The sequence below is a fragment of the Phenylobacterium sp. genome, from assembly GCF_037189685.1.
Lineage (GTDB): Bacteria > Pseudomonadota > Alphaproteobacteria > Caulobacterales > Caulobacteraceae > Phenylobacterium.
In genome coordinates this window covers 16,033-41,821 of record NZ_JBBCIT010000029.1, presented here as the reverse complement: position 1 = coordinate 41,821, position 25,789 = coordinate 16,033, and the positions used below count along the sequence as shown (strand labels likewise).

The following is a 25,789-nucleotide window of genomic DNA, read 5'->3' as shown; positions in this document are numbered from 1 at the left end:
CTCTCCGGCGACGTGGAGCCCGGCTCTAGGCCAGCAGCGCCAGCAGGGCGAACGAGGCCAGCCAGTGCTCGCCCACGTAGTCGCCCGCCACGTGGGGCAGGGCCGCGGCGATGTGCGCGTCGGCGGTCCCGGCGACGACGCCCTGCGCAGGATGATCGGCCGGCAGGGCCGCGGCGATGGCGCGCCAGCACCAGGCGCGGGACAGGTTCAGGCCGTCCAGATGGGCGATCTTGCCGTCGGTGCGGTCGGTGGGCGTGACAGGCGCGAAGAGGCTGGCGGGACGCGCCGCCGCCGCGTCGGGCAGGAAGGCGTCGAACCAGGCCGCGAACCCCGCGGGCAGGAGCCGGGCCATGCAGGCGGCTTCCATCAGCGTGGGCGACAGGAAGTCGTCCAGCGACGGCTCCCAGGCCTGGGCTCCCCGGTCGCCGCCGTACCAGTCGCGGGCGCGGCCCTCGAACAGGCTCAGGAGTTCTGCGTCGTCGGCCGCTGCTGCATAGTCGGCCGCCAGCGTCAGGGCGAAGGCCGTCGAACTGTGGACGCCCGTGCGGATGGGCCACGCGGCCAGCGGCAGGAAGGCGCGGAACCTCTGTGCGAAGGCCTCGGCCAGCGGCTGGTGGGCGGCCGCCCACGGCGCGTCGTGGGCCAGGAGTTCGGCCTGGAGCTTCAGCAGCCACGCCCAGCCGTAGGGGCGCTCGAAGCCCCGCGCCGAGGGCCGCTCCAGATAGGCGGCCTCGATGGCCACGTTCCGGGCCGTGAAGGCCGCGTCGAACAGCGCACGGATCGCGGCCGCCTCCGGAATGTCCGGATGCCGACGCAGCACCGTCGCCAGCGCCCAGTACCCGTGGACGCAGGAGTGCCAGTCGAAGCTGCCGTAGAAGATCGGGTGCAGGTCGCGGGGACCGCGCACGTCGGCGGGTCCGTCCAGCACATGGTCCATCTTGTTGGGGTATTCGCGCGCCACATGGCTCAGCGCGATGCCGGCGAAGCGCGAGGCGATCTCCGGCGTCAGTTCGGCGCGATGGGGCATGCGCCGTCAGCTCCGCGCCAGCCAGGCGTCGGCCAGGGCCAGGAAGCCGTCCACCGGGATCACCTCGGCGCGGGCCTGCGGGTCGAGCCCGGCCGCGCGGACCAGGTCCTCCCCGCCCAGGCCGCCGCCAGCCAGGGGTTTCAGGCTGGCGCGCAGCATCTTGCGGCGCTGGCCGAAGGCGGCGGCGGTGACGCGCTGCAGCGCCTCCAGGCGTTCGGGCGAGGGCCGGTCGGGCCGGGGCTCCAGCCGCACGACCGCCGAATCCACCTTGGGCGGCGGGGTGAAGGCGCGGGCCGGGGCCTCCAGCACGCGCTCGGCGCGGCAGGTGGCCTGGGCGAGCACGCCCAGGCGGCCATAGGCGCGCCCGCCGGGGCCTTCGGTGATCCGGTCGGCCACCTCGCGCTGGAACATCAGGGTCATGGACGCCGGAGTCCACGCGCCGGTCAGCCACTTGATCAGCAGCGGCGTGCCCACATTGTAGGGCAGGTTCGAGACGACGTGCGCGGGCGCGCCGGCCGCGATCACGGCCTCGTCGGCGGCCAGGGCGTCATCGAAGACCAGGGTCAGCCGCTCGCACGCCTGCGCCACCTCGCCGAGGAGGGGCCGGAACCGCTCGTCCTTCTCGATGGCCGTCACCCGCGCGCCGGTCTCCAGCAGGGCGCGGGTGAGGCCGCCGGGGCCCGGGCCGACCTCGATCACATGGTCGCCGTCGCCCACCCGGGCCAGCCGGGCGATCTTGCGCGTGACGTTGAGGTCGAGGAGGAAATGCTGGCCGAACGCCTTCTTGGCCCAGAGCCCGTGCGCCTCCAGCGCCGCGCGCAGGGTCGGCAGGTCGTCCAGGCTCACTGCCGGCGCCCGGCGATCCCGGCGGCCAGGCGGACGGCGGCGATCAGGCTGTCGGGCCGGGCGATCCCGCGGCCCGCGATGTCGAAGGCGGTGCCGTGGTCGGGCGAGGTCCGCACGATCGGCAGGCCCAGCGTCACGTTCACACCCCCCCAGAAGTCCAGCATCTTCACCGGGATCAGCGCCTGGTCGTGATAGAGGCAGACCGCCGCGTCGTAGCCGGCCCGCACCTCGGCGGGAAACAGGCTGTCGGCGGGGTAGGGCCCCCTGGCGTCCACGCCCAGGTCGCGGAGCGCCCGGACGGCGGGCGTCACGATGCGGGTCTCCTCCTGGCCGATGGTCCCGCTCTCGCCGGCGTGGGGGTTGAGGCCGGCCACCGCGATCCGCGGCGCGGCGATCCCGAAGTCCCGCCGCATCGCCTGGGCCGTGACCAGGCCCGTGTTGACGATCCCTTCGATGGTGAGGGTGGCCGGAACCTTCGCCAGCGGCTCGTGGACCGTCACCAGCGTGGTCCTCAGGTCCCCGGCGGTCAGCATCATCACCGGCCCGCGCGCCCCGTCGTGCCGGGTGGCGGCCGTCAGCTCGCCCAGGAACTCGGTGTGGCCGGGAAACCGGAAGCCCGCCGCATAGAGCGGGGCCTTGGCGATGGGCGCGGTGACAACGCCGCCCGCGGCGCCCGAGAGGGCCAGGCCGACGGCGGTCTCGATCCAGCGGATCACGGCGTCCGCGGCGCCCGGGTCGGGCTTGCCGGCCACCACCGGCGCCCGCAGGGGAATGTCCAGGACCGGCAGGGCCTCGGGAAAGGCCGCCGCCGCCTCGTCGGGCGACGAGATGGCCTGCACGGGCGCGCCGCTTCCCGGCGCCGAGCGCAGCGCCTGGGCGTCGCCGACGACGAAGAACGGGACGGTTTCGTGGCGCAGCGCCCGCCAGGCCTTGACGACGATCTCGGGTCCGATCCCGGCGGGATCGCCGAGGGTCAGGGCCAGGGGGTGGGCGAGCGGGCGGGGCGTCACCGCGTCTCGATGGTGGCCGAGTTGCGCAGGTCGCGCATGTAGCGGCGGGCGATCATGCCGAGTTGCTGGCTGAACAGCCGCTGTTCGACCTGTTCCTTGTCGATCCCCCCGGCGCCGGCCGCGCGCTTTCCGCAGACGGCGATCAGGTGCATCCCCGCGGCGGTGCGGATCGGGTCCGAGACCTGCCCGATGTCGAGCTTTTCGGCGGCTTCGCGGAACTGCGGCGCCAGGTCGTCCAGCTCGGCTTCGCCCAGGTCGCCGGCCACCACGCCCTGGGCCTGGGCGGCCGTGGCCTCCAGGGTGGCGCAGTCGCGGATCTGGGGCTTGAGGGCGGCCAGCCGGGCGCGGGCCGCGGCCTCGTCGTCGGCGCTGGCGCCCTGGGGCAGGGCGACGGCCGCCTGCTTCAGGTTGACCAGGGTGGCGCTGCCGCCGGCGCGCTTGTCGCGGAGATAGAGGATATAGACGCCGTCCCGCACCGCGATCGGCTGCGAGAGCTGTCCGGGGCGCATCTGCTCGAGCACCGCCTCGACCTCGGGCGGCATCTCGCCTGCGCTGACCCAGCCCGCGTCGCCGCCCGTCGCGGCGGTGGGCAGGGCCGAGAACTGCCGGGCGACGGCCGGGAAGGGCGCGCCCTGCTGCATCTGGGAGACCAGTTGCTGGGCCCCGGCCATGGCCTGCTGCATGCCGCCCACGCGGCTGGCGTCGATCAGGACCTCGCCGATCTGGTACTGCGGCTTGGAGGCCTCGGCGGCGAACCGCGCCTGGGTGGCCGCGATCTGGTCGTCGCCGATGCGCAGGCGGCTGCCGTATCGCCCGCGGATCCACCGCTGCCAGCTCATGCTGGCGCGGATCTGCTGGCGCAGCGTGTCCACGCCGATCCCGCGCGACGCCAGGAAGCCCAGGAACTGCTCCCGGTTCATGTTGTTCTGCTGGGCCATGTCGGCGATCTCTTCGTCGACTTCGGCGTTGTCGGCGACGATCTCGATCTTCTGCTCCCGCTCGACCCGGCGCAGTTCCTGGAACTGGAGCTGCTCGTCCACCAGCGAGACCAGCGCCTCGCGCTGGAACTGCGGCAGGTTCTCCTGGGTCGGCTGGACGCCCGAGGTCGCGATCAGCAGGCGCATGCGCTGGGCGAGATCGTAGGTCGAGATGATGTCGTCGTTGACGACGGCCGCGACCGATTCCGACAGGCCGGCGGGCGCCGCCGGGGCGGCCGGGGCCTCGCCCGGCTGAGCCTGGGCCTGTTGGGCTTGGGCCTGGGCCTGGTGGGGCGCGGCGAGGAGCGCGCAGGCGATCAGCACGCCGAACGCCGGCGATCCCGACAAACTCCGCTTCATGGGCGAGTGGTTTCCTTCACGGGCGCGCATATCGGCCGCCATCTTACCTGCTGTTGAATGAGCCGCCCAATGTGGCGAGCGTTAGGCGGACCGACACCGACTCGCTGGGCAGCAGACGGCCGATGATCGTGTCTTCGCGGCGATAGATGACGTCCACCCGCAGGCAGTCGTCGCGGTAGAAGACGCCCACGTCCCGGATCACCCACGCGTCGCGGGCCAGGTCGCGGTTGCCGTACAGGCTGACGCCGTAGTTGCGGCCCAGGTAGACTTCGCCGCCCAGGTCCAGGTTCTCGCGCTTCACCCCGTTGATGTCGAAGTCGTCGGTCAGGTAGCGCACGAAGCCCGAGCCGTACTTGTTCGCCACGTTGGCGCCGGCTTCGAGGCGACGGATGTCGAGCGTATCGTTGTCGAGGCGGGCGCGGGCGAACACCGACAGGCCGCGGATGGGCTGGGCGTCGGCGGCCACCACCCAGTCGGACGCCTTGGTCCGCAGGCCGGTGCGGGCGGTGAACACCTCGTTGCGGTCGGCGCGGAAGCTGCGGCCGATGAGCAGGTTGGCCCGGCGGCCGTCGTCCCACAGCACCGCGGCGCGGCCGGCCACGTTCATCCGCAGGCCGTCCTCGTAGAGGTCGTGGCCGGGGAACTTGTTCGAGCGGAACAGCGTGGTCTCGTCGAACTCGAACGCGACGCTGTCCTCGTTGAGATAGACGGGATCGCCCGCGGCGGTCCGGCCGATGACCACCTGCTTGGCGTCGGGCGAGGCCACCACCTGGACCACCGGCTCGATCACGACTGTGGTGTCGCTGAAGCGGCGGAAGAAGGGATAGGTCACGTCCACGCCGGCCGTCGCCAGCGCCCGGGTCATGCTGTCCTTGCGCGTGGCCGAGCCGACGCCGGTCAGGATGTCGTGGATGCGGTAGCCGTCGACCCGCGCCGACAGGAAGGGTTCGACGCGCAGGCCCCCCGGCGTGGTGAGGGCGCGACGCCAGTCCAGCTCGCCCGTGGCGCGGGCGCTGTCCAGGCCGGGCAGGCGCTGGGTCAGGTCGGTGGGCGACTGCTCGCGGCTGAGCACCACGGCGTTGGTGTGGATCCTCAGCCGTCCCCCCGCCACGCGCGAGGCCGGCTCGTAGTGGCCTTCGATGAGCGGGCCGATGACGGGGAAGACGCGGTCGTTCTCGCCCGAGTTCAGGCCGGTGATCGGGTTGAAGGCGCCGGGCCGCAAGCCCTGGATCGTCATGGCGGCGGCCGAGAAGTAGGATCGCTGGTCCTGCCGGACGGTGTAGAGCTGCGAGATCAGCCGTCGGTCGTCGGCCACGTAGGGGCCCCGGCTGACGTAGACCTTGCCCACCTCGTACTTGTCGAAGATCAGGTCGTCCGACGTGCGCTCGGCCGTGAAGCCCCACAGCCACTTCTCGTCCACCTGGAAGGCGCCGCGCGCCAGGATGTAGCTGCGGTCGGTCTCGGGGCCGAACTCGTTGCCCTTGCCGTCGAAGTCCTTGGCGTGGGTGTAGCCGAACCGCATCGACACTTCGCCGGAATAGAAGCGCTTGCGCAGCTCGCCGTTCAGGAACGGGGCGATCTTGGTGTTGATCTGCGGGCTGACCGTCAGGTCCATCGAGGGCGAGATCGCCCAGTAGTACGGTTGCTCGTACGAGAAGCCGCGCCGGTCGGACGCCGAAGCCTTGGGAACCAGGAACCCCGACGAGCGCTGCGCCTGGGGGTCGGCGTGCCAGAACAGCGGCAGGTAGGCCACCGAGAGGCCGAACAGTTTGAACCGCGCGTTGCGGTAGTAGACGATGCGCCGCTCCTTGTCGCGGATCACCCGGTCGGCGGCGATCGACCAGGTGGGCGTGCGGGGCGAGCCGTCCGCGGCGCAGGTCTCGCAAGGCGTGTAGATCGCCTTGGTCAGTTCCTCGATGGTCTCGTTGCGGCGCGCGGCGCTGGCGGCCGCGATCTTCACGTTCTCCTGGAGCCGGGCCGAGAAGCCCAGGGCCACGCCCGCGCGCATGTCGTCGTCCAGAACGATCTCGCTGGCGTACTCCGACGTGCCGTCCTCGTTGATGATGGCGATGTTGCCCGTGGCGCGGATGACGCCGGTGCCGTCGTCGTAGACCATCCTGTCGGCGCGCAGCGTGCGGCCGTTGTAGCGCACCTCGATGTTGCCGTTGGCCGTGGTGACGCCCGCGTCGTCGTCACGGACGACCTCGTCGGCCTCCATGTACATCTCGCCCGCCTGCAGGCCGTCGGGGCCGGGCGCGGCGGCCGGGATGGGGGCGGCCGGCGTTGGGGCGACGGGCGTTGGGGCGGCCGGGGCGGACGTCTGGGCCACGGCGGGCAGGGCCGCGATCAGCGAGATCGCCGCCCCGGCCATGAGGGCATGCCTCGTCACGGCGCGCCGCATCAGGGGGGCGCGGCCGGCCGGGGCAGGGTCGGCCAGTACGCGCTGGGGGATTCGCGGCGTGCGCCGGCGCGGACTCATCAACCTTTTCTATCCCCTATGCGCGTCTCTCGGCGGCGTGCCGGCGCATCGTTTTTTGACAGGCCCGCGATGCATAGCGCCGCGCACCGCCGATTCAACCGTCTTCCGTGTAGCAAAGCAGGGTGACCCCGGCGAGCGCCGACACGAGGGCCGGCGCCCAGGCCGCGGCGAACAGCGGGATGATGTCGGCCTTGGCCAGCGCGCCCGCGAACTGGTTGAAGAAGAACAGGATGAAGCCCAGCGCCACGCCGGCGCCCGCCAGCCCCGCCAGGCCGCCCAGGCGGGTGAGGCGCAGCGAGAACGCCGCCGCCAGCACCGCCATCGCCGCGAACAGCAGCGGCGTGGCCAGCAGTTGCTGGAACCGCAGCCGGTAGCCCGAGGCCGAGAAGCCCGCCTGCTCGGTGAGCTGGATGGCCTTGGGCAGGCGCCAGAAGGGGATGGCCTCGGGCGAGGCCAGGCTCTCCATCGCCGCCTCCGGGTCCAGCGACGAACGGATGGTGAGCGTGTCGGACCGGATCGAGCTGTCGCCGGCCATGGCCTCGCGCACGTTCCTCAGCCGCCAGAACCCGGGCATGAGCGTGGCCTCGGTCGCCTCCAGCCGGCGGCGGAAGACAGGCGTGCCGCGGGGGTCGTTCTCGTAGATGAACAGCGAGACGCCGCGCAGGGTGACGGTGCCGTCGTGGGCCTCGCGCGCCTTGGCGTGGATCACCACCTGGCCCGAGCCGTCGCCCTGCCGCAGCCAGACCTCGCGGGGCGTGTCGCCCAGGTAGTTGGCCATGATCCGCGCGCGTTCGTACTCGAAGCGGGCGTTCATCGCCGCCGCCGCCGGGTTCAGGACCGCCACCGCCACGACGCCCAGGGCGAAGGCCGCGCCGGCCGAGGGCAGGATGAACCGCCACGCCGAGACGCCCGCCGCGCGCATGGCCACCAGTTCGCTGCGCCGGTTCAGGCCCACGAAGGCCGCGATGCCCCCGAACAGGAAGCAGAACGGCAGCAGGATCTGGATCAGCGACGGCGCCCGGAGCAGGGTGAGCTGGAAGAGGCTGTCGGCGCCCACGTCCACCCGCGTTCCGATCTGGCTCGCCAGTTCGACGAACTGGATCAGCACGATCACCGCCGAGATGATCGCGAGCGCGCCCAGCACGCCCAGCAGCAGGTAGCCCACCACATAGCGCTCGATACGGCCGAACAGGATCATGCGCGGACCCCCACGTAGGGCGCGGGGTCCGCGGGCCGCCGTGTGATGTCGATGTGGCGGTTGATCTTCCCGCGGAAGATCTGGGCCAGTGCGATCCAGGTGGCGGCCAGCGGCGTGAGGTACTGGCCGAGGTTGAGCCAGACCTCGTCCTCGGCGCCGGACTGGAAGAGGAAGCCCACCAGCCGGACGGCGGCGGCCGTCGCGCCCACGATGGCGATTCGCCGCCCATACCCCAGCCTGGAGAAGCCGCCGCCGATGATGGCGTTCAGCGCCAGGGCCATGAAGGCGATGTTGTACAGCGGCGAGGCGATCCGCGCGTGGCCCTCCGCCAGCAGCTCCAGCCGGTTCCGCTTCTCCCAGTCCTGCTGGAGGTCGGGGAAGAACAGCTCGTGGAGGTAGCGGTCCGAGGGCTTGTAGTGGATCAGCTCGTCCGTGCTGGCCAGGGGCTCCAGGTCGAAGGTGTATTCGTCGAAGGTCAGGTAGTTCAGCACCCCGCGGCTGGAGAACTCCTGGTTGGTGCCCTTGCGCATGAACAGCACGGGTCTGCCCTGGGCGCGGCCCACCCGGCCGGACTCGGCGGTGTAGGTGGTGGTGCCGCCGTCGGCCTTGATCTGGTGGATGAAGAGATTCTGCAGGTCGCCCTGGCTGTTCACGCTCTGGGCGTAGACCGTGAGGCCCGGCGCGGGTTCGGTGAACTCGCCCTCGCGGACCAGCGTCGCGGCCAGGTCGGTGCGCACCTGGAACAGCTCCTGCCGCAGGGTGCGGAAGCTGGCCGGCTGCACGAACAGGTTCATGACCAGCGCCACGAACGCGATGCTGCACGCCAGCCGCATGGCCGGCGAGATCACCCGCCACCGGCTCATCCCGCCCGCGAAGCAGACGACGATCTCCTGCTCGGTATGCAGCCGGTTCAGCGCCACCAGCGCGGCCACGAAGACCGCGATGGGCAGGATCAGGTTGATGAGCTGCGGCATGTAGAGCAGCGTCACCTTCAGGAACACCAGCGCGCTCTGGCGCTGGTTCACGATCAGGTCCAGCCCGGCCAGGCTCTGGCTCAGCAGCGCGACCGCCGTCAGCGCCAGTGTGGCCAGGACGACGGGGCCGAGGAGTTGCCGCAGGAGGTATCGGTCGATCAGGCGCATCGTCTAAAAAGCGGCCTTGGCTGAGATTGAGCGCGCCCCGTCCGCGGACCTGTTCTAAATCATGCGTCGCCGCCCCGCACAACCTGACCGTGGGCCGCAGTCGCACCTGCTAGAGAGACGTCGAAATGGATATCGAGTTCATCGCGGCCGGCGCCGCGATTCCCGCCAGGACCGCCCTAGCCCGCGTCGTCTTCGAGGGCGAGGTCCAGGCCGGCGCCGTGGCCCAGGCCGTGGCGGCCAGCCGCTTCACCGGCGCCAAGGGCCAGACGCTCGATATCCTCGCGCCGCAGGGGACCGACGCGGCGCGCCTCGTCCTGGTGGGCGCGGGCAAGAAGGACGCCTTCGGCGCCCTCGGCGCCGAGCACGCGGCGGCCAGCGCCTATGCGGCGGTGAAGGCGTCGGGGCTGGAGACGCTCCGCATCGAGGGCATCGAGGGCGCCGGGCTGGCGGCCCATGCGGCGCTGGGCGTGCGGCTGGCCAGCTATCGCTTCGACAAGTACCGGACCAAGGAGCCGGCCGACAAGAAGCCGTCGATCGTGAAGACCCTGGTGGTCACCGACGCCGCCGACGACGCGCTGGGCGCGTTCGCCGACATGGCGGCCCTGGCCAACGCCGTCAGCTTCACCCGCGACTTGGTGTCCGAGCCGCCGAACGTCCTCTTCCCCGCCGAGTTCGCCCGGAGGGTGAAGGCGCTGGAGAGCCTGGGCCTGGAGATCGAGATCCTGGGCGAGGCCGAGATGAAGGCGCTGGGCATGGGTTCGCTGCTGGCGGTGGGGCAGGGCAGCATCCGCGAGAGCCAGCTCGTCGTCATCCGCTGGAACGGCGCCGCCGATAAATCGGCCCAGCCTGTGGCCTTCGTCGGCAAGGGCGTGTGCTTCGACACCGGCGGCATCTCGCTGAAGCCGGCCGACGGCATGGAGGACATGAAGTGGGACATGGGCGGCGCCGGGGCCGTGGCGGGCCTCATGCACGTCCTGGCCGGCCGCAAGGCGAAGGTGAACGCCGTGGGCGTCCTGGGCCTGGTCGAGAACATGCCGGACGGGAACAGCTACCGGCCGGGCGACGTCCTGACCTCCATGTCGGGCCAGACGATCGAGGTGGTGAACACCGACGCCGAGGGCCGCCTCGTGCTGGCCGACGCGCTCTGGTACTGCAACGACCGCTTCAAGCCCAGGTTCATGGTCGACCTGGCCACGCTCACGGGCGCCATCATCATCTCGCTGGGCAACGACCTGGCGGGCTGCTTCTCCAACGACGACGCGCTGGCCGAAGACCTGCTGGCGGCCGCCAGGGCCGAGGAAGAGGGCCTGTGGCGGATGCCCATGCCCGACGCCTACAACAAGCAGATCGACTCGATGATCGCCGACATGAAGAATACCGGCGGCCGGCCGGGCGGCTCGATCACCGCCGCCCTGTTCCTCAAGCGGTTCGTGGGCGACACGCCCTGGGCCCACCTCGACATCGCCTCCACCGCCTGGAAGAAGCCCTCGGCCGTGCCCACCAGCCCGGACGGCGCCACGGGCTACGGCATCCGGCTCCTGAACCGCCTGGTCCGGGACAGATACGAGGGCTGACGTGGCCGAGCCTGCGTCCGCCTGCGAGGTCTGGTTCTACCACCTGGAGCGCACCGGGCTGGACCAGGCCCTGCCCGAACTGCTGGAGAAGACGCTTCAGCGGGGCTGGCGGGCCATCGTCCGCTCGTCGGCGCCCGAGCGGGTGGAGCACCTGGACGGCTGGCTCTGGAGCTACCGCGACGACAGCTTCCTGCCGCACGGCCCGGCCGGTGAGGCCGTGGCGCCGCGCCAGCCGATCCTGCTCACCACGGACGAGGCCAATCCGAACGGCGCCGACGCCCTGTTCCTGATCGACGGGGCCGAGCCGGGAGACCTGGACGGCTACAGCCGCTGCGTGGTCCTCTTCGACGGCGGCGACGAGGTCCAGCTCCGGAACGCCCGCGGGCTCTGGAGCCTGGTGAAGGGCCGCGGACATCCGGTGTCGTACTGGCGCCAGCAGGGCGGCCGATGGGAGAAGCAGGCATGAAGGCTTGGATCGTGGCGATGGCCGTGGCCGCCCTGGGGGGAAGCCTGGCCGGATGTTCCACCCCGTCCGCGCCGGAGCCGCCGCCGGCGCCTGCGCCGCCCACCCCTCCGGAACCGCCTGCGCCGCCGCCGGCGCCCGACACCTGTGGCGCGGCCGAGCACCAGCATCTGGTCGGGCGCCCCCGCAGCGAGATCCCGACGCCGGTGAGGCCCGAGCGTCAGCGCGTCGCCTGCACCACCTGCCCGGTGACGATGGACTATCGCGTCGATCGCCTGAACTTCTACTTCGACGCCGCGACCGGGATCATCAAGGAGGTCCGCTGCGGCTGACGCCGCGTCCGTCGCGGCCTGCCGCCTTTCGACGTTTCAGCGGATGGCGACGCCCAGTTCGCGCAGCAGCCCCAGCCACGCCTCGCGGCCCTTCACGCGGTCGAAGCGGGCGACCGCCGTCTCGCGGGCGGCCTGGCGCTGGGCGGCGTAGGCGCCGGGGTCGCGACACGCTTCGACGAGCGCGCCGGCGAGCGCGTCATGGTCGAAGAAGGGCAGCAGCCGGCCGTTGATTCCATTCTCGATCGCGTCGTGCAGCGGCGGGGTGTCGGAGCCGATGACGTAGCAGCCACAGGCCATCGCCTCGCACAGCGACCACGAGAGCACGAAGGGGTAGGTGTAGTAGACGTGGGCGCACCCCAGGCGCAGGGCGTCCAGCATGACCGTGTGGGGCGTCCGGCCCAGGAAGCCTACGCGCGCCGGGTCGATCTCGACGCCGTCGAAACAGACCTCCCGCCACGACCGCCCGTCCGCGGCGCTGCCGCCATAGGGCCGCCGCGCCGCCTCTCCGATGATCAGCACATGGGCGTCGGGCGCCTCCCGCAGCAGGCGGGGCAGGGCGCGCGCGAAGACGTGCAGCCCGCGCAGCGGCTCCATGTTGTTGTTGACGTAGGTGACGACCGGCGTCCCGGGCGACAGCGTCCGCCCGTCGGGAAGGGGGAAGGGCGCGGCGGGGCCGGGCCGGGCCAGGTCGATGTCGATCCCCTCGTGGATGATCCGAGCCTGCGACCGGAACGCGCGGGGCAGCGCGCCCGCCTGGAACGGGGTCGGGCAGACGATGGCGTCCGCGTCCGCGCAGGCCAGGCTCATCACCGCGTTCTTGGCGTCGGCGCGGAGCACCGAGTCCTGGTCGTGCGGGAAGAATTCGGTGTCGAAACCCACATCCAGCCCGCGGCCGCGATACCAGAACTCGGCGAACACCACCTGGCGCGCCTCGGGGAACAGGTCTCGCAGGAAGGTCATCTCGCCCCAGCCGGGATGGCCCACGATGACCGCCGGGTCCCAGCCCTCGTGCTTCAGCGACCGCGCGGCTTCGAAGGCGGACCGCCCGCGGATCAGGTCCGCCTCGGCCCGGACCGCGAGGGGGAAGATGTTCAGTGTCGTCCCCCGGGGGAGCGCGTAGCGCGCCATCCGGACGCCTTCCACGGCGCCGGCATGGTCCTGGGCGATGGCGCAGCAGGGGACCCCGCGCGCGACCAGGGTCTCGGCGAGGTCGCGGAACTGGCCGGGGAAGTTGTTGTGGACGAAGAGGACGCCGCGGGACATGGCGGCTATCTGCCCGCCCGCCGGCCGCCTGTCACTCACGCGCTGCTTACGCCGCCCGCCGAAGATCCCTGGTGCGGATGAGAGGAGTCGAACCTCCACGCCTCGCGGCGCTGGAACCTAAATCCAGTGCGTCTACCAATTCCGCCACATCCGCATGGGGCCGGCGCCTGCCATCGCGGGCGCGGGGCGGCGCGTCAAGGGCCGACTTGGCGGGCGACCCGGACGGCGCCGGCGTCTTCCGTTCGGGCTTCGGCGAGGTTTCCGGGCCGCTTTGGCGGGCTTTTCGGGGGCTTTCACGGCCGCCGCCGCCGTGACATAAGGCGCGTTCGCGCCGCCGGGCCCTGTCCGGCGGCCTTCCCCGTTTGGCTTGAGAGGGTGCTCGGGCGCACGCCGCGTCCCGCGTCCAGGAAACTAAGAATGTCGATGCAGATCGTTGAGAAGTCCGGCGAAGGCCTGAGCCGCGTCTATGGCGTGACCGTCCCGGTCGCCGAGCTTTCCGAGCGTCTGGAGGCCCGGATCAAGGAGATCGCACCGACTCTCAACGTGAAGGGCTTCCGGCCCGGCAAGGTGCCGACCGCCCATGTGCGCCGCCTGTACGGCAAGGCCCTGATGAGCGAGGTCGTCCAGCAGAGCCTGACCGAAAGCACCCAGAAGGTGCTGGACGACAACAAGCTGCGCCCCGCCGGCGAGCCCGAGCTGAAGCCCGAGGGCGACATCGAGGCCGTGATCGACGGCAAGGCCGACCTCGCCTACGAGCTGACCGTCGACCTGATGCCCGAGTTCGAGCCGGTGGACGCCGCCACCCTGTCGCTGACCCGTCCGGTCTACGCGCCCACCGAGGCCGAGGTGGACGAGGCGGTCGCCGAACTGGCGAAGCAGAACCGCACCTATGAGCCGCGCACGGGCAAGACCGTGAAGGCCAAGGACGGCGACCAGCTCGTGGTCGATTTCGTCGGCCGCGTGGACGGCGAGGCCTTCGAGGGCGGCACGGCCACCGACGTCGAGCTGGTGCTGGGCTCGGGCCAGTTCATCCCGGGCTTCGAGGAACAGCTCGTGGGCGCCAAGCCCGACAGCGACGTGACCGTGAAGGTGACGTTCCCGGAAGGCTACCAGGCCGCGCACCTGGCGGGTAAGGCCGCCGAGTTCGAGACCAAGGTCAAGGAAGTCCGCGCGCCCGTGGACGCGCCGGCCGACGACGAGTTCGCCAAGCGCCTCGGCCTGGAGAGCCTGGAGAAGCTCAAGGAGCTGGTGAAGGGCAACCTCGACGAGCAGTACGCCGGCGCCTCGCGCTTCAAGCTCAAGCGCGCCCTGCTGGACGAGCTGGATTCGAAGCACGACTTCCCGCTGCCGCCCAAGATGGTCGAGGCCGAATTCGGCTCGATCTGGCAGCAGGTGGAGCAGGACAAGGCCGCCGGCCAGCTTCCCCCGGAAGACGCCGACAAGACCGACGACCAGCTCCGGAAGGAATACCGCAAGATCGCCGAGCGGCGCGTGCGCCTGGGCCTCGTGCTGGCCGAGATCGGTCGCAACGCCAACGTCCAGGTCACCGAGGCCGAGCTGAACGAGGCGATCCGCCGCGAGGCCATCAAGTACGGCGCCCAGGCCCAGGAGATCTTCAACCTGCTGCGCCAGAACGCCAACGCCCAGGCCCAGCTCCGCGCCCCGATCTTCGAGGACAAGGTCGTCGACCTCATCGTCTCCAAGGCCAAGGTCGAGGATCAGGCGGTGTCGAAGGACGACCTCCTGAAGGAAGACGACCTGCCCGCCGGCTACGCCGAGTAGGCGGGCAGGCGCGTCCGAGGTCCGTCAGGCGCCGAAGCTTGCGCGGCTTCGGCCGGTCGTGCGCCGCCAGCCGGGCCGAAGCCGTCCCCGCCGAAACCATCCAGGCGCGGTTCTCGCGCGAGCGTGGCGAGGATGCGTTCTTCGGCCGTTAGGTTATCATGGGTGATCACTCTAGAGTTGATTTCTCATGCAACAGTTGAAACGCAGCATAGAGAAGAAGAAGGCGGAGCTGGACCGGCTCCGGCCGCTGCGTCCGGACGCGCTCAAGAACCTCGTCCACTATTACGATGTCGAACTGACCTACACGTCGAACGCGATCGAGGGAAACACGCTGACGCATCGCGAAACGGCGGAACTCATCGAGCATGGCATTACGGTCGGAGGCAAACCGCTACGCGACCATCTCGAAGCCGAGGACCACTATCAGGCCGTGCGCTGGATGCGCGAGCTCGCCAGCCGCGACACGCCGCTCGGCGAGACCACCGTGACCGAACTGCACCGGCGCATCGTGGCGCGCAGCAGGCCGGAGATCGCCGGCGTCTACAGCGACCATTCCCGCCGGATCGCGGGCTCGGCCGTGGTGTTCCCGAATCCGCTGAAGATCCCCGAGCTGATGGACGCGTTCGGCCGTGAGCTCGAAACCGCGCCGCTCTCGCCGGCGTCGGCGTTCGGGACGCATTTCCGGCTGACGGCCATCCACCCGTTCAGCGACGGCAACGGCCGCACGGCGCGCCTGCTCATGAACCTCATGCTTCTGCGCGGCGGCTATGCGCCTGTGGCCGTCCGGCCCGAGGATCGCGCGCGCTATCTCGATGCGTTGGAGCGGGCGTCGCTTGTCGAGGACCTCGTTCCCTTGCAGACCCTCATGCACGAGCGCCTGGACGCCACCCTGGAGGCGTACCTGAACGCCTTTCGCGAAGCGCTGCCAGGCCGGCCTGAGCGGGGTCGGCCGCCGGCGTCCTGACGGACGCCTCGCAAGTCGTGGTGCAGATGGCGACCTGCGCCGACGATGCTTCCATACGGACGGTCATCGGCGCGAGCGTTTGGACGGCGGCGCCACGTTCGCCACGACGCCGGCATGCTCTACGGCCCGGGTTCCCCTGTGGGGAGGGATGGTCGCTAGAGCGAGCGCAGATGCTTCAGCAGTTCGGGATTTTCCACCTGGGCGCGGCGTTCGTTGATGGCGCGGTGCAGGTTGAACGCGTCGGTCGGGTCGAGCGGCGCCAAGCCTGACGGGGCGAATTCGTCGAAGGCCTCGAAACCGGCGCCGGCGCCGGAAACCGCGGCGTCGGAAACGACGGCGTCAGAAGCGCGCGCGTCTTCGGGCACGGCGTGCGTGTGCGGGTCCATGCGTGTCTCCCGTACCTCGCGGGCGCGAGGCCTCTCCCAAAGTTAAGGTATCATTCACACCTTGCGGTCGCCAACGCCGGAAATGGCCCGGCCGTCGCCACGCCGATCACAGTCCAGTGTGCGGCCAGTGCGCAGCCAGTGCGCGGGGCCGGGGACCCGTCGCAGGGGACCGATCACGAATTCGTTGGCTTCCGTAGCGTGCGGCACGTACGCTTGAGACTCAACGCCGCGCCGGGGCGTGAAGCCACCCCTGACCAACAGGGGCGACATCTCGCTCCGGGAGTAGAGCGTCCCGGAAGGAAGCGAGTTTTGCAGCGCACGCGTGAGGCTGGTCCCGACTACTTTCACAAGGTCGTCGATTGCCAGTGGGCCTGTCCGGCCCACACCCCCGTTCCCGAATACATCCGGCTGATCGCCGAGGGTCGGTATTCGGACGCCTACATGATCAACTGGACGTCCAACGTCTTCCCGGGCGTGCTGGGCCGCACCTGCGACCGGCCCTGCGAGCCGGCGTGCCGCCGCGGCCGGGTCGAGGACGAGCCGGTGGCCATCTGCCGGCTGAAGCGTGTGGCGGCCGACAACAAGGGTGATGTCCTGGCCCGCATGCCCGAGCCGGCCACAGTGCGGAACGGCAAGCGCGTGGCGCTGGTGGGCGCGGGGCCGGCCTCGCTGACGGTGGCGCGCGACCTCGCGACCCTGGGCTACGACCTGGTGCTCTACGACGCCGAGGCCAAGGCCGGCGGCTTCATCCGCAGCCAGATCCCGCGTTTCCGCCTCCCGGAGGAGGTCATCGACGAGGAGGTCGGCTTCGTCACCCGCCTGGGCGGCGTGGACCTTCGCCTGGGCCAGCGGGTCGACAGCCTGAAGGGGCTGCTCGACGAAGGGTACGACGCCGTGTTCGTGGGCTCGGGCGCGCCGCGCGGCCGCGACCTGGACCTGCCGGGCCGCCAGGAGGCCGCGGCCAACATCCACATCGGCATCGACTGGCTGGCCAGCGTCTCGTTCGGCCACATCGCGACGATCGGCCGTCGCGTCATCGTGCTGGGCGGCGGCAACACCGCCATGGACTGCTGCCGCACGTCGCGCCGCCTGGGCGGCGAGGACGTCAAGGTCATCGTCCGGTCCGGCTTCGAGGAGATGAAGGCGTCCCCCTGGGAGAAGGAGGACGCCATGCACGAGGACATCCCGATCCTCAACATGCGCGTGCCCAAGGCGTTCACCCACGAGGGCGGCCGGCTGACGGGCGTCCTCTTCGAGGTGGTGAAGGCCGAGTTCGACGACCGCGGCCGCCGCAGGCTGGTCCCCTCGGGCGAACCCGACGAGCACCACGCCTGCGACGACGTGCTGGTGGCCGTGGGCCAGGAGAACGCCTTCCCCTGGATCGAGGGTGACATCGGCCTCGAGTTCGACGAATGGCACATGCCCAAGGTCGATCCCGCCACCTTCCAGTCGACGCTGCCCGGGGTCTTCTTCGGCGGCGACGCCGCGTTCGGGCCCAAGAACATCATCTGGGCCGTGGCCCACGGCCACGAGGCCGCCGTCTCGATCCACAAGTTCTGCCACGGCCAGGACGTTGCCGACCGCCCGCCGCCCACCGCCACGCTCGTCAGCCAGAAGATGGGCATCCACGAGTGGAGCTACGACAACGACATTTCGAACGACCGGCGCTTCAAGGTCCCGATGCGCGACAAGGGCGAGGCGTTGCGCGACGTCCGCCTGGAGGTGGAGCTGGGTTTCGACCGCGACCTGGCGCTGATGGAGGCCCAGCGGTGCCTCAACTGCGACGCCCAGACCGTGTTCGCCGACAAGCTCTGCATCGAGTGCGACGCCTGCGTCGACATCTGCCCGATGGACTGCATCACCTTCACCGAGGACGGGCCGGATACCGAGGAGGGGGAGGGCGACCTGCGCGGCCGCCTCAAGGCGCCGGCCGTCAACCTGACCCAGGACCTCTACGTCTCGGGCAAGCTGGCCACCGGCCGGGTGATGGCCAAGGACGAGGACGTCTGCCTGCACTGCGGCCTCTGCGCCGAGCGGTGCCCGACGGGCGCATGGGACATGCAGAAGCTGTATCTGGAGACGACCCATGCGGGGGGCTGTCATGCCTGAGGCCCGCCCCTCTGAGGCCCGCGTCAACGACTTCGTCGTCAAGTTCGCCAACGTCAACGGTTCGGGCTCGGCCAGCGCCAACGGCCTCTTCGCCCGCGCGGTGATGCGGATGGGCGTGCCGGTGGCGGCGCGCAACATCTTCCCGTCCAACATCCAGGGCCTGCCCACCTGGTACGAGGTGCGGATCACCGAGGCCGGCCACCTGGGCCGTCGCGGCGGCGTCGACCTGATGGTCGCCATGAACCCCCAGACCTGGGACCGCGACGTGGCCGAGATCGAGAGCGGGGGCTTCCTGTTCTACGATTCCACCAAGCCCATGCCCGCCTCGCGCTTCCGCGACGACGTCACCGTCGTCGGCGTGCCGCTGACGGCCATGTGCAACGAGGCCTACGAGCTGCCGCGCGAGCGCCAGCTCTTCAAGAACACCATCTACGTCGGTGCGCTGGCCGCTCTCCTGGGCATGGACGTCGCCGCCATCGAGGCGCTGCTGGCCGAGGACTTCGCCGGCAAGGACCGCCTGATCAAGGCCAACGTCGAGGCCCTGCGCATGGGCGTGGGCTATGTGCAGAAGTTCCTCGCCCCCCTGCCGCTCCAGGTCCGGCACGCCGACGCGGTGGGCGACCGCATCTATGTCGAGGGCAACCAGGCCGCCGCCCTGGGCGCGGTCTATGGCGGCGCCACCGTCTGCGCCTGGTATCCGATCACGCCGTCCACCTCGCTGGCCGAGGCCTTCACCGCCTATTGCCAGGACCTGCGCGTCGACCCCGAAACGGGCAAGGCCCGGTACGCCATCATCCAGGGCGAGGACGAGATCGCCTCGATCGGCATGGTGGTGGGCGCCGGCTGGAACGGCTGCCGCGCCTTCACCGCCACCTCGGGGCCGGGCGTCAGCCTGATGACCGAGTTCATCGGCCTCAGCTACTTCGCCGAGATCCCGGCGGTGATCTTCGACGTCCAGCGGGGCGGCCCCTCCACCGGCATGCCCACCCGCACCCAGCAGGCCGACCTGATCGCCGCCGCCTACGCCGGCCACGGCGACACCAAGCATCCGATGCTGCTGCCGGCCGATCCGGGCGAATGCTTCGAGATGGGCGCCCAGGCGTTCGACCTGGCCGACCGGCTCCAGACCACGGTCTTCGTCATGCTCGACCTCGACATCGGCATGAACGAGTGGCTGACCCGGCCCTTCCAGTGGGACGACAGCCGCCGGCTCGACCGCGGCAAGGTGATGACCGCCGAGATGCTGGAGGCGGGCGCCGACTTCGGCCGCTACAAGGAGGTGGACGGCGACGGCGTGCCTTTCCGCACCTATCCGGGCACGCACCCGACGAAGGGCGGCTATTTCACCCGCGGCACCTCGCGCAATCCCTACGCCCGCTACTCCGAGGAGGGCGCGGTCTACGTCGACAACATGGAGCGCCTGCTGCGCAAGTTCGAGACCGCCAAGGCCCTCGTGCCCCAGCCGGTCCTGCGGCCGGCGAAGGGCAAGGCGCATGAGGGTCCGGCCCGCGACGGCGTCATCTACTACGGCTCCACCAGCCCGGCGATGGACGAGGCGCTCGAGATGCTCGAGGCCCGGGGCCACCGCGTGGACGCCCTGCGCATCCGCGCCTTCCCGTTCCCGGACTCCGTGCTCGACTTCATCGCCGCCCATGAACGCGTCTTCGTGGTCGAGCAGAACCGCGACGCCCAGCTCCGCACGCTGCTCATGAACGAGGGCGAGGTCGATCCGGCCCGGCTGCCGGCCATCCTGCACTACGACGGCACGCCCATCACCGCGCGCTTCATCGCCGGCGCCATCGCCGCGCGCCTGACCCAGGGCCAGTACGAGGCGGCCGAATGACCTACATCCTCAAGCCCCAGCTGCATCACCCCAGCCTGCCCACCAACAGCCTGGGCTACACCCGGCGCGACTACGAGGGCTCGGTCTCGACGCTCTGCGCCGGCTGCGGCCACGACAGCATCTCGGCGGCGATCATCCAGGCCTGTTTCGAGCTGGAGCTGCCGCCCCACCGGGTGGCCAAGCTGTCGGGCATCGGCTGTTCGTCCAAGACGCCCGACTATTTCCTGGGCGCCAGCCACGGCTTCAACACCGTCCACGGCCGCATGCCCTCGGTGCTGACCGGCGCCAACCTGGCCAACCGCGACCTGATCTACCTGGGCGTCTCGGGCGACGGCGACAGCGCCTCGATCGGCCTGGGCCAGTTCGCCCACGCCATCCGCCGCGGCGTCAACATGCTCTACATCGTCGAGAACAACGGCGTGTACGGCCTCACCAAGGGCCAGTTCTCGGCCACCTCCGACAAGGGCAGCAAGTCCAAGCGCGGCGTGGTCAACCACGACGCCGGCATCGACATGGTCAGCCTGGCCCTCCAGATGGGGGCCACCTACGTCGCCCGCAGCTTCTCGGGCGACAAGGCCCAGCTCGTCCCCCTCATCAAGGCGGGGCTGGCGCACAAGGGCGCGGCCTTCATCGACTGCATCAGCCCGTGCGTGCAGTTCAACAACCACAACGGCTCGACCAAGAGCTTCGACTATGTGCGCGAGCACAACGAGGCCGTGAACCGCCTCGACGTCATCACCCCGCGCGACGAGATCAAGGTCGACTACGCCCCGGGCGAGACCGTCCGCGTCCAGCAGCACGACGGCTCGATCCTCTCGCTCCACAAGCTGAACGAGCTCTACAACCCCTCCAGCCGCGCCCAGGCGCTGGGCTACCTCCAGGCGCGGCAGGCGCGGGGCCAGATCGTCACCGGCCTGCTGTTCGTCGACCCCGAGTCCGGCGACCTGCACGACGCCGTGGGCACGGTGGAGACGCCCCTGAACCAGCTCGGCGAGGCGGAGCTGGTGCCCGGCGCGGCGGCCCTGGAGCGGATCAACGCCGCGTTGCGGTAGTCCTCAGGCGAAGGCGCGACCTTGGCCTTGGCGCAGGGCGTGAACGGCTGCTTGGCGGCAGAAGCGGGCGCACGCTACCCATCCACGAGGCGACTCTCGTCTAGCCCGGCACCGCCGTGAACTTCCGCTGTGGCGGATGGCTGGTCATGTCGTGGTCGTGGCCGGTGAGCGCATCGACCAGGTTCCGCAGCTTGTCGAGATGATTGTCGAGCAACCCGCGCGGCGTGGTGTCGTGCTCGTTGCAGAGGAAGGCGGCGGCCGCGGTGGCGACGCCATGTTGCGCGCCATTGCCCATCAGCTTGACCGACGAGCCCGCGACGTGCGTGACGCTGATGTGCTTGCCGGCCATCAGCAGGTTGTCGATGTTGGCCGAGTAGAGGCAGCGGAACGGAATCCCGTAGGACTGCTGGTCGCGGCCGTCGAAGATCCAGTCCTTCAGGCGGAAGTCGTACTTCCCTTCCCCCGGCGCCCAGGCGCAGTGGATGCAGAAGGACCCGTCGTTGGCGATCAGCATGTCGTTGAAACGGGTGTGATTGCGGATGTCGTTTTCGGTGAGGACGTAGTCACCCTTGTACCGCCGGAACTCGCCCTGGGCGGCGACGAACGCCATCCAGTCGAACTCGAGGTTGGCGTAGGTCTCGGGCTCCAGGTTCTTGACGTTCGAGAAGGTGCCGTAGAGCGCGCGCATCAGGTAGTCGCGCACCAGCTCGCCCGAGGTGTAGGGGTCCAGCCACTGGCCGTACTCCCAATAGTGGGTCGCCGGGAACTGCATCATCCAGGCCTGGCTCGGCGTGTCGCTGAACTGGAACACCGGCGTGTCGGGGTTCGCGCCGGCGGCGGGGCCGGGCATGTTCTCGATGCCGGACTGCTTGAGCTGCCCGCTCAGGTTGGCGTAGTCCTTCGAGACCTCGGTCGCCCACGGCACCTCGGGGAACGGGACGGGATGGTCCGCCATCCTCGTGCGGAAGAAGAGCGTGTTCCCGTGGTGCATCTCATCGGCGACCTCGGGCGCGTAGCCCTCGTCGAATTCCGAGCGCGCTTCCCGGCCGAACATGGTCTCGGCATCCACCAGCACGCCGAGCTGTGCCACGCCGCTCGCGTCGATGAACACCTTGCCGCGGAAGCGGCGCTCGAAGCCGCCCCTGGCCTCGACAGCATCGACCGAGACGATGCGGTCGCCGACGCGCTTCGCACCCACGATGCGGTGCTCCATGAAGACGGCGGCGGTGGGCTCGGCTTCCAGCAGCGCGCCCGCCATCAGGTCGCCGTCGGGCGTGCGCTGCGACAGCTCGCGCAGCACCGAGCCTTGGGCGCCGCGCGGCATCAGCCCGATCTCCTTGCTGGCGTTGCCGCCGAGGACGGGCCTGTCGTGGATCAGCGCCACCCTCTGCCCGAGGCGCGCCGCGGTCAGCGCCGCCGCGCAGCCGGAGACGCCGCCGCCCACGACCACCACATCGAACTCCCCTTCGTCGCTCGGTTCGTCCGGCAGTCCCCGCAGCGCCTTGCGCCATCTGCGGCTCGCGTCGTCGACGTCGTTGGGCGGGACCGCGCCGTCGGCGCCCAGGTAGATCGCGTCGCACCGTCCATCGAAGCCGGTGAGATCGTGCAACGCCAACGCGATCTCGCCCTTTGGAAGCGCGACCTTGCCGGCCGACTGCCACGACCAGTCCCGGTCGTTGGCCCCGAATTCGGTGTCGAGCACCTGGCCGTCGATCGAGAGCGTGAAGCGGCCCGGATGGTGGCCGGGCGCCCAATCCTTGGCGCGCACCCAGACCTCGAACTCGCCCGCCGCAGGAAGCGTGACGACCGTCGTCGCGTCGGCGACCGGCTTTCCGAGACCGTGGGCCAGCAAGTAGGGCGAACCCATCTGGGTCTCGAACTGGGAGTCGACGACCCAGCCTCCGTAGTTCTGGAAGTCCTCCGCCTCGATCAGGACGCCCGTGGCGGCGAGGGACTGGGTCATGGTCGGCTCCGTATTCTCGACAGGAGGGTTGTCTTGGAAGGTGCGGGTCAGCCGCCGATGGCGCGACGGCGCGGTCCGACCATCAGCCCTTCGATGCGTGAGCCTTCGGCCACGAGCACCGGACGCAGGGCGCGGAACAGGCGGCCGTAGTTGTAGAAGGGCACGCTGGGCCAGAGGTGGTGCATCAGGTGCAGGTTCTGCTGGAGCAGCAGGAAGGCGCCGCCCGGCCAGAGGCTGATACGCGTGTTGTGATAGCGCTCGGTCCGGTCGAACGGATGGTGCGGCGCCCACTGGAAGAAGATGTTGAGGATCAGGACGCCGAGCCGGGTCGGCAGGAACCAGAGCATCAGCCAGTCGAGGACGTGGCCCGTCGCGACGGCGGCGACCAGCAGCGCGAGCGTAAAGACCGTCACGGCCGAGACCTGCGCGATCTCCGCGGGGCTCAGGATCGTGCCGAGGCGCCTGTAGCGTTCGGCGTTGATGAACCGCAGCGCGAACAACGGCGTCAGGCTCATCGGCAGCATCACCAGCCACTTGATGAGCAGCTGGACGAAGGTCCCCTTCACGAAGATGTCGGGATCGCGCTCGGTGTTGGTGTGGGCGTGGTGCAGCAGATGCGTGCGCTGGAGCGCCGGCCATCCGGCCCCCATGCCGAGCGCGCCGATCCAGCCGACAACGGTGTTGATCCAGGCCAGGCGGGTCGGCTTCGAGACGACGTTGCCGTGGATGGACTCGTGGACGAGCGAGTAGTGGGCGTAGGACACCACCGTCAGGATCGGCGTGCAGGCCCACAGCGGAATGACGCCGGTGAAGCCGAGATGGATCACGCTCAGCAGGGTCGTCGGCAGGGCGACCGCCAGCACCAGCGTCGGCCACGCGACCGCGGGCGAGAGCGACAGGGCGATCCGTTTTTCCTCGGCGTGGGAGAGGCCCGCTGCGGCGCGCAGCGCCTTCACGTCGAGAGACCCGTCGTCCATCGGCTCGTCCTCCGCCTCAGTTGCCCTGAGTTCGAGGGAATGATAGCAACTTCTAAATTCAAAGCGACTCAAAAATGACGAGCGCGTCACCTTTTCTCGGGGTTGGCTGGGTAGTCATGAAGCGTAGCGAACTCGGCGGACTGACCTGTTCCCTGGCGGGCGCGCTGGCGGAGATCGGCGACGCCTGGAGCCTGCTGGTCGTCAAGGAGCTGATGCTGCGCAACCGCCGCTTCGATGGTCTCGCGGCCCAGATGGGCGTGTCGGACAGTTCGCTTGCGGCGCGGCTCAAGCGGCTCGAGACGCTCGGCATCGTCGAGCGGCGGGCCTATCAGGAGCGCCCCGTCCGCTACGAATACCGGCTGACCAGGAAGGGGGAAGACCTTTGGCCGACCCTGGTCGCGCTCACGGGCTGGGGCGATCGGTGGCAGGGGCGTGAGACGCCGCCGCTCACCTACGGATGCGTCGCCTGTGGCGTGGCGGACGCCCGGCCGCACCTGACGTGCGAGAGCTGCGGGGACCATCTGACTCCGCGCGCCGTCGTCGCCGTGCAGTCGGAGGCGATGCAGGCCGAACGCGCCCGCCTGATGCGAAAGGGCTGAAGGCCCTCGAGGCGCCCGAAGACGGTGTCATGCGTCGCCCGCGACGAGGGTCCCGGAGGCTGCTGGGGATTGCGCTGTCGGGGCTGGGCGCTCGCCCTTCTCCTTCACTCGTCATCCCAGGGCTCGTCCCGGGGACCCATGGTTCCGCTTCCTTCGGCCTATGGGGCCGTCCCCAAGGCGTTGCGGCCGAGGAATGGGTCGCCGGGACACGCTCGGCGATGACGAGTTTGTGTTGGGACACGGGTCCCTCACAGCCCGCGTAGGCCGCGGGCTCGAAGGTATAGTGGCGGGTTGCGCCCCAGGTCCGATACGTGGGGACGGTCAGGTTCGTCGAACCAAGCGGGCCCTCGACTAGTCTGCGAGCACATCGCGCAGCCAGGCTTGGATGATCGCGAAGGCCTCGGCGGACTTGGTGGTCGCGCAGTGGCCGGTCCCGGGGATGAGGTGGACGCTGGTGGCGCGGCGCCCCTCGAAGACGAGCGTGTCTTCCTGCGGGACATGGACGTCGTCGGCGCCGTTGATGACGAGCATCGGCCCATTGCGATCCTGATCGAGCAGCGCGCGGAGTGAAAAGCCGGCCATCTGCGCCGACAGTTCCTCAGGCTCGGGGCGGCGGTCATGGCCGAGGGCGTTGGCGACGATGTCGAACATCCCGAACCGGGTCGGTCGCCCGCCTCCCGGCCTGGCGCCGACAGGGCCGCCGAAGTCGACCGCGGCGTCGACGAGGCCCGAAAGGCCCAGGCGCGCCGCGAAGTGACCGCCCATCGACACGCCGAAATAGGCGACCTTTCGGGCTCCCATCGCCCGCGCGGCGGCGACCACGCCTTCGGCGATCTCGGCGCCGCCGTCGGCCGACATCGCGACCTGGGACTCACCTGTCCCGGCGATGTCGAACGTCATGACCCGGGCCACCCCCATGAGCGCAAGGGCGACGAACAGGCCGTGCATATCCATCTTCCAGGTGTCGACGCCGCCGGTCACGACGAGGACGGGGGCGTCGGCGGCCAGGCCCTTCATCGACAGGATGTGGACCGGCACGGGCGTGCGTCCGCCCTTGTGTGGAAGGTCCAGAACCCGACGCTCGAACGCGACGGGAAAGTCCGGCGCCGCGCGCAGATATTGTTCGAGCTGGTTCTCCAGCGCCGTCCGCATGGCCGGGGTCGCCAAGGTCGGGAACTTCGCCCAGCCAAAGGCGACGGCCGCCAGGCTGGGTTGGCCGTTCTCGGCGTAGCGCCGGGCGAGCCTGGACCATTCGAACACCCAGCCGCCGGGCGCGTCCGCCCACATGTCGACGATCTGAGTCCTCACCCCGTCGAGGTCGGCGGGGGCGATGCCCGTGGAGAGCATCTGCGGCGTCCGTTCCACGAACAGCTCGGCCGGATCGATCGGAAATGCGTACGCCATCAAACATCCTCCAGCAGCGCCGGAGCAATTATACCAAAA

Annotated in this window: 21 protein-coding genes and 1 tRNA gene; 9 read left to right on the top strand and 13 right to left on the bottom strand. The window is 70.3% G+C overall.

The genetic code is table 11. The features are described 5' to 3' along the window. Window positions 1-25 precede the first annotated feature (25 nt). From WG212_RS17095 to lptF, 7 genes are all read right to left on the bottom strand, one after another. Window positions 26-1,027: a DUF2891 domain-containing protein gene (locus WG212_RS17095; protein ID WP_337188321.1), complete on the bottom strand. Its 1,002-nt coding sequence runs from the start codon at window positions 1,025-1,027 to the stop codon at window positions 26-28. 6 nt (window positions 1,028-1,033) lie between these two features. Then, window positions 1,034-1,873, bottom strand: coding sequence for a 16S rRNA (adenine(1518)-N(6)/adenine(1519)-N(6))-dimethyltransferase RsmA (gene rsmA / locus WG212_RS17090; protein WP_337188320.1), 840 nt, complete (start codon window positions 1,871-1,873; stop codon window positions 1,034-1,036). Then, the gene (pdxA, locus tag WG212_RS17085; RefSeq protein WP_337188319.1) at window positions 1,870-2,883 is read right to left on the bottom strand and encodes a 4-hydroxythreonine-4-phosphate dehydrogenase PdxA; all 1,014 of its coding nucleotides are present in this window, start codon (window positions 2,881-2,883) and stop codon (window positions 1,870-1,872) included. The genes rsmA and pdxA overlap by 4 nt, the downstream gene beginning before the upstream one ends. Next, complete coding sequence (locus WG212_RS17080) at window positions 2,880-4,220, bottom strand: peptidylprolyl isomerase (RefSeq protein WP_337188318.1); 1,341 nt, start codon at window positions 4,218-4,220, stop codon at window positions 2,880-2,882. The genes pdxA and WG212_RS17080 overlap by 4 nt, the downstream gene beginning before the upstream one ends. Window positions 4,221-4,263: 43 nt before the next feature. Further along, window positions 4,264-6,699, bottom strand: a complete 2,436-nt coding sequence (gene lptD, locus WG212_RS17075) for an LPS assembly protein LptD (protein WP_337188317.1) — start codon at window positions 6,697-6,699, stop codon at window positions 4,264-4,266. 94 nt (window positions 6,700-6,793) lie between these two features. Beyond that, window positions 6,794-7,897 carry an LPS export ABC transporter permease LptG gene (gene lptG, locus WG212_RS17070; RefSeq protein WP_337188316.1) on the bottom strand — a complete coding sequence of 368 codons (1,104 nt, stop codon included), beginning with the start codon at window positions 7,895-7,897 and terminating at the stop codon, window positions 6,794-6,796. Beyond that, window positions 7,894-9,039, bottom strand: coding sequence for an LPS export ABC transporter permease LptF (gene lptF, locus WG212_RS17065; RefSeq protein ID WP_337188315.1), 1,146 nt, complete (start codon window positions 9,037-9,039; stop codon window positions 7,894-7,896). The genes lptG and lptF overlap by 4 nt, the downstream gene beginning before the upstream one ends. A gap of 125 nt (window positions 9,040-9,164) precedes the next feature. On the opposite strand from lptF, the gene WG212_RS17060 reads away from it, so the two are divergent. From WG212_RS17060 to WG212_RS17050, 3 genes are read left to right on the top strand one after another with little or no spacing between them, the layout of a single operon-like run. Next, entirely contained in the window at window positions 9,165-10,613 is a 1,449-nt protein-coding gene (locus WG212_RS17060; RefSeq protein WP_337188314.1) for a leucyl aminopeptidase, read from the top strand. A 1-nt stretch (window position 10,614) separates the two neighbouring features. Next, entirely contained in the window at window positions 10,615-11,079 is a 465-nt protein-coding gene (locus WG212_RS17055) for a DNA polymerase III subunit chi (protein WP_337188313.1), read from the top strand. After that, complete coding sequence (locus WG212_RS17050; RefSeq protein WP_337188312.1) at window positions 11,076-11,408, top strand: peptidase inhibitor I78; 333 nt, start codon at window positions 11,076-11,078, stop codon at window positions 11,406-11,408. Before WG212_RS17055 ends, WG212_RS17050 begins: the two co-directional genes overlap by 4 nt. A gap of 36 nt (window positions 11,409-11,444) precedes the next feature. On the opposite strand, the gene WG212_RS17045 is transcribed toward WG212_RS17050, so the two are convergent. Next, the gene (locus tag WG212_RS17045; RefSeq protein ID WP_337188311.1) at window positions 11,445-12,671 is read right to left on the bottom strand and encodes a glycosyltransferase; all 1,227 of its coding nucleotides are present in this window, start codon (window positions 12,669-12,671) and stop codon (window positions 11,445-11,447) included. 69 nt (window positions 12,672-12,740) lie between these two features. Beyond that, window positions 12,741-12,825, bottom strand: a tRNA-Leu gene (locus WG212_RS17040). A 269-nt stretch (window positions 12,826-13,094) separates the two neighbouring features. Between WG212_RS17040 and tig the strand changes: the two genes are divergently transcribed. Together tig and WG212_RS17030 are read left to right on the top strand one after the other, a co-directional pair. After that, on the top strand, window positions 13,095-14,453 hold the full coding sequence (gene tig, locus WG212_RS17035) for a trigger factor (RefSeq protein WP_337188449.1): 1,359 nt from the start codon (window positions 13,095-13,097) through the stop codon (window positions 14,451-14,453). 187 nt (window positions 14,454-14,640) lie between these two features. Further along, window positions 14,641-15,417, top strand: coding sequence for a Fic family protein (locus tag WG212_RS17030; RefSeq protein ID WP_337188310.1), 777 nt, complete (start codon window positions 14,641-14,643; stop codon window positions 15,415-15,417). A gap of 155 nt (window positions 15,418-15,572) precedes the next feature. Here WG212_RS17030 and WG212_RS17025 read toward each other — a convergent pair whose 3' ends face one another. Further along, on the bottom strand, window positions 15,573-15,803 hold the full coding sequence (locus WG212_RS17025) for a hypothetical protein (RefSeq protein WP_337188309.1): 231 nt from the start codon (window positions 15,801-15,803) through the stop codon (window positions 15,573-15,575). Window positions 15,804-16,112: 309 nt separating this feature from the next. Here WG212_RS17025 and WG212_RS17020 point away from each other — a divergent pair, with 309 nt between their 5' ends. Genes WG212_RS17020 through WG212_RS17010 form a run of 3 tightly spaced genes read left to right on the top strand, consistent with a single transcriptional unit; the run spans window position 16,113 to window position 20,807 of the window. Next, entirely contained in the window at window positions 16,113-17,912 is a 1,800-nt protein-coding gene (locus WG212_RS17020; RefSeq protein ID WP_337188308.1) for an FAD-dependent oxidoreductase, read from the top strand. Then, window positions 17,905-19,755, top strand: coding sequence for a 2-oxoacid:acceptor oxidoreductase subunit alpha (locus tag WG212_RS17015; protein ID WP_337188307.1), 1,851 nt, complete (start codon window positions 17,905-17,907; stop codon window positions 19,753-19,755). The genes WG212_RS17020 and WG212_RS17015 overlap by 8 nt, the downstream gene beginning before the upstream one ends. Then, window positions 19,752-20,807: a 2-oxoacid:ferredoxin oxidoreductase subunit beta gene (locus WG212_RS17010; RefSeq protein WP_337188306.1), complete on the top strand. Its 1,056-nt coding sequence runs from the start codon at window positions 19,752-19,754 to the stop codon at window positions 20,805-20,807. Before WG212_RS17015 ends, WG212_RS17010 begins: the two co-directional genes overlap by 4 nt. A 100-nt stretch (window positions 20,808-20,907) precedes the next feature. Here WG212_RS17010 and WG212_RS17005 read toward each other — a convergent pair whose 3' ends face one another. Both WG212_RS17005 and WG212_RS17000 read right to left on the bottom strand, forming a co-directional pair. Then, the gene (locus WG212_RS17005; protein ID WP_337188305.1) at window positions 20,908-22,770 is read right to left on the bottom strand and encodes an FAD-dependent oxidoreductase; all 1,863 of its coding nucleotides are present in this window, start codon (window positions 22,768-22,770) and stop codon (window positions 20,908-20,910) included. A 47-nt stretch (window positions 22,771-22,817) separates the two neighbouring features. Continuing rightward, complete coding sequence (locus WG212_RS17000) at window positions 22,818-23,747, bottom strand: fatty acid desaturase (RefSeq protein ID WP_337188304.1); 930 nt, start codon at window positions 23,745-23,747, stop codon at window positions 22,818-22,820. Between the two features lie 116 nt (window positions 23,748-23,863). Here WG212_RS17000 and WG212_RS16995 point away from each other — a divergent pair, with 116 nt between their 5' ends. Next, entirely contained in the window at window positions 23,864-24,346 is a 483-nt protein-coding gene (locus WG212_RS16995) for a helix-turn-helix domain-containing protein (RefSeq protein WP_337188303.1), read from the top strand. Window positions 24,347-24,697: 351 nt separating this feature from the next. Here WG212_RS16995 and WG212_RS16990 read toward each other — a convergent pair whose 3' ends face one another. Further along, on the bottom strand, window positions 24,698-25,750 hold the full coding sequence (locus tag WG212_RS16990) for an alpha/beta fold hydrolase (protein WP_337188302.1): 1,053 nt from the start codon (window positions 25,748-25,750) through the stop codon (window positions 24,698-24,700). Between the last annotated feature and the right edge of the window lie 39 nt (window positions 25,751-25,789).